The sequence below is a fragment of the Caulobacter sp. FG7 genome, from assembly GCF_057808875.1.
On the sequence record NZ_JBMDIW010000063.1, the window covers coordinates 1 to 3,457 of the forward strand.

The following is a 3,457-nucleotide window of genomic DNA, read 5'->3' on the forward strand; positions in this document are numbered from 1 at the left end:
AACCTTGGACCCGCTGATTAAGAGTCAGCTGCTCTACCAACTGAGCTATACACCCATTCGCGATTCCGAAGCGCTGAAGCGTCCCGGCGGCGAGGCGCGGAACATACGCAATGAATTTGAGAGCGCAAGGACTTTTTCGATGGCCAGGCGAGATATCAGCGGAGCCGTGGATTTCGCCTACCTGGAAGGGTTCGCGATGGGCGACCAGACGGTCATCGAAGAGGTGCTGGCGCTGTTTCGCGAACAGGCCGCGCTGTGGACCCCGCTGCTGACCCCCGAGCATCCCGGCTGGCGCGACGCGGTCCATACGGTCAAGGGCGCGGCTAGGGGAATTGGGGCCGTGGCGCTTGGCGAGGTCTGCCAGCGCGCCGAGGATGGGGCGGCCAGTCTCGACGAGGTGAAGACGGCGCTCGACCAAGTCCTGCTGGACATCGCCGCCTACGTCCACGAGCAGGCGCTGAGGTCGTTGAGGGGCTAGCCCAGGGCCCGCCCAGGATGGCGCTCGGCCATGTAGCGGCCGGGCGAGGCGCCCAGCACCTTGCGGAACATGGTCACGAAGCTGGGCGCGCTTTCGTAGCCGAGATCGGCGGCGACCTTCTGAATCGACGCGCCGCCAGCCAGCCATTTGACGGCCAGCACCACGCCGAGCTGCTGGCGCCAGCGCCCGAAGCTCATGCCCGTCTCGCGGTCGATCAACCGCATCAGGGTTCGCTCGCTCATGCCGGCCTGCCTGGCCCAGGCGGTCAGGTCCTGTCGCTCCGCCGGGGCGGCCATCATCTGGTCGGTGATCCTGCGCAGGCGGGGATCGCTGGGCATCGGCAGGTGCAGGTCCTCGACCCGCGCCGCGGCCACTTCGTCGAGCAGCACCGAGACCAGGCGTGAATTGGCCCCGCCTTCTTCGTAGAGGTAGGGCAGGTGCGCGGCCCGGGCCAGAAGCTCCTTCAGCAGCGGCGTCACCGACACCGCGCAGCAGGTCGCGGGCAGGCCCGCGGCGACCGCGGGATCGATAAAGGCGTTGTAGCCCTCTAGCGCGCCGCTGGCCTTGATCGCGTGCAGCGCCCCGCCGGGAATCCAGATCGCGCTGCGGGGCGGCACGATCCAGAGCCCGCCTTCGACCTCGCAGCTCAGCGCCCCGCGCTGGACCAGGATGATCTGGCCCTTCTGGTGACGGTGGTGGTCGAGCTCGATGGCGCCGACCTCGTCCATCATCGTCCCGAACACCACGATAGGTCGGGGGACGTCGTCGGGCTCGACCCAGTCGGTTTCCGAAACCAGCTCGCTCAGGATCGGCATGGCGTGGGCTCAGGGTGGTTGGCGGAGTTGAATAGTATTCTGGCGATCCTTCGGAATGACGCCATTGCCGACCCTGGCTAATCGATCGGTCGAAGGAAGTCGAGATCGCTTCGGCTTCGCGCATCCGGAAAGGAATGACGGTGACCGAGTTGGCCAGCACGAGAACGGGCAGGACGCAGGGGCGCTTGAGCCAGGTCCTGGTCCGCCTGCTGATGCGACGCGCCAGGGTGGTCTCCAGCGAGCCGCTGGCCGAGCGTTTCTCGCTGGTCACGCTGGAGGGGCCGGAGTTGGCCGGCGCCGCGTGGGCGCCCGGGCAAAAGATCCAGGTCGCGATGGGCTCGGCCTTCGTGGCTCGCACCTATACGCCGATGACGTGGGAGGCTTCGGGGCGGACCCGCATCCTGGGCTATGCGCACGGCGAGGGGCCCGGCGCCGATTGGCTTCGATCGCTGGAGCCCGGTGTCGAGTGCGACATTTTCGGCCCCCGCGCCTCGCTCGACGTCGAGGGGCTCGCTGGCCCCGTGGCCGTCTTCGGCGACGAGACCTCGCTGGGGCTGGCCTATGGGCTGGCGATGCAGGATCCCGCGCGGAGCGTCGCCTGCGCCCTTGAAGTCACCGATCTTGATGCCGCCGCCCAGGTCGCCGACCAGCTTGGCCTCACCTGGGCGGCGCTGTTTCGCAAGCGCGCCGACGACGCGCACCTGGAGACGATGACCGATGCGCTGGCCTCGCTGGCCGGCGTCGGCGCGTCCTTCGTGCTGACGGGCAGGGCGGGCGCCATCCAGCGGGTCCGCAATGGCCTCAAGGCGCGCGGGGTCGCGCCGAGGCGGCTCCTGGCCAAGGCCTACTGGGCGCCCGGCAAGACGGGTCTGGACTGATGTCCATCACCTGGCGAAGCGTGGGGCTCTTTCGCGCCGATGTCGAGGCGACGTCAGGCGGCCGGCCGGAGGGCGCAACGCCGCCCGAGCCTATGCCGTCGGGTTCGGGATCGACTCGGTCAGGTCCTCGAACTCGCCGACCTCCAGGCCGGCGGTCTCCTTGCGAGTGACGATGCGGGTCTCGTACTCACGGCCGACGAACACCCGCACCCCGCGGTAGCGCTGGCCACGCTTTGCCGACACCGTCTCGGTGCGGATCTCCGTGCCGTAGAGGCGAGCGTTCAGGTAGAGCAGCCCCGGCCGCAGATCGTCGTCGCCCTTGGCGGCGGCTTCGGCGGCCATGTCGTCCAGGAGCTTGTCGATCTCTTCCTTGGTCACGCGTCGCCCTTGGTCCGGTCCCAGCTGTCGTATTCGTAGGCGATGCAGCGGTCGATCAGGGTGCGCCAGACCGGCTCGGCAATGGCTTCCGACAGGCCCGCGTCGCGGGCGGCGGCCTTGACCTTGTCGACCACGTCCTCGATGCGGGCGCGGTCGAACACCTTGGAGCGGTCGGCCTTGATGCGGGCGGCGGCGTCCATGTAGCCCTGGCGCTCGGTCAGCAGGGCCACCAGGGCCCGGTCCAGGGCGTCCACGCCTTTGCGGACGTCGAGCATGGTCTGGCAGTCGGCGGGGGCGAGGCGCTCGTCGACGGTAAGAGTCGTCTTGATCATGCGCCCCTTTAAGCCGGTTTGGCTGCGCCGTTCCAGCCTAGATGCCGCCCCCCTAGATACCGGCCCCGTTGTCGATGGTGAGCAGCGCGGCTTCGTGGGCGACGGCCTCGTCCTTCAGCCAGCTTACGAAGGCTTTCACCTGCGGCAGGCGACCCTTGGCCTTGGGGTGGACGACGTAGTAGGCGAAGTCCACCGAGGTGGCGATGTCGAACGGGATCACCAGGCGCCCGGCGTCGAGGTCGGCCTGGGCCAGGGTGCGCTTGGCGAGGGCGATACCGCGGCCGTTGACGGCGGCCTCGATCACCAGGCTCGACTGGTTGAAGCGCGGGCCGCGGGCGCCGTCGACGCCCTTGATCCCGCGGGCGGCCAGCCACATGGCCCAGTCCGGGCACGAATCGTCGGCGTCGGGCGAGCCGTCGTGCAGCAGGATGTGCCGCGCCAGATCCTCGGGCGCTTCCAGCGGGTTATCGGCCAGAAGCTCGGGACTGGCGACCGGCACCACGGTCTCGTTCATCAGCCGCGTGACTTCGAGGCCGGGATAGCGGCCCGAACCGTAGCGGATGGCCAGGTCGCCAT

6 protein-coding genes are annotated in these 3,457 nt (G+C 68.9%); 2 read left to right on the plus strand and 4 right to left on the minus strand.

Annotation, left to right across the window (positions count from 1 at the left end; genetic code table 11):
* The first annotated feature begins 139 nt into the window (after nucleotides 1-139).
* Nucleotides 140-478: an Hpt domain-containing protein gene (locus ACODR1_RS24705; protein WP_488882811.1), complete on the plus strand. Its 339-nt coding sequence runs from the start codon at nucleotides 140-142 to the stop codon at nucleotides 476-478.
* Here the strand turns inward: ACODR1_RS24705 and ACODR1_RS24710 are convergent.
* Nucleotides 475-1,293, minus strand: coding sequence for an AraC family transcriptional regulator (locus tag ACODR1_RS24710; RefSeq protein WP_488882806.1), 819 nt, complete (start codon nucleotides 1,291-1,293; stop codon nucleotides 475-477). The genes ACODR1_RS24705 and ACODR1_RS24710 overlap by 4 nt on opposite strands.
* Nucleotides 1,294-1,478: 185 nt before the next feature.
* On the opposite strand from ACODR1_RS24710, the gene ACODR1_RS24715 reads away from it, so the two are divergent.
* Nucleotides 1,479-2,171, plus strand: a complete 693-nt coding sequence (locus tag ACODR1_RS24715; RefSeq protein WP_488882807.1) for a siderophore-interacting protein — start codon at nucleotides 1,479-1,481, stop codon at nucleotides 2,169-2,171.
* 90 nt (nucleotides 2,172-2,261) lie between these two features.
* On the opposite strand, the gene ACODR1_RS24720 is transcribed toward ACODR1_RS24715, so the two are convergent.
* The 3 genes from ACODR1_RS24720 to ACODR1_RS24730 all read right to left on the minus strand — a co-directional run.
* Nucleotides 2,262-2,549 (minus strand): hypothetical protein, encoded by a 288-nt coding sequence (locus ACODR1_RS24720; protein ID WP_488882808.1) that lies wholly within the window; start codon nucleotides 2,547-2,549, stop codon nucleotides 2,262-2,264.
* Nucleotides 2,546-2,881, minus strand: coding sequence for a chorismate mutase (locus ACODR1_RS24725; RefSeq protein WP_488882809.1), 336 nt, complete (start codon nucleotides 2,879-2,881; stop codon nucleotides 2,546-2,548). Before ACODR1_RS24725 ends, ACODR1_RS24720 begins: the two co-directional genes overlap by 4 nt.
* A 52-nt stretch (nucleotides 2,882-2,933) precedes the next feature.
* Nucleotides 2,934-3,457 (minus strand): LysR substrate-binding domain-containing protein (locus ACODR1_RS24730; RefSeq protein ID WP_488882810.1); only part of this gene is annotated, 524 nt, incomplete at its 5' end.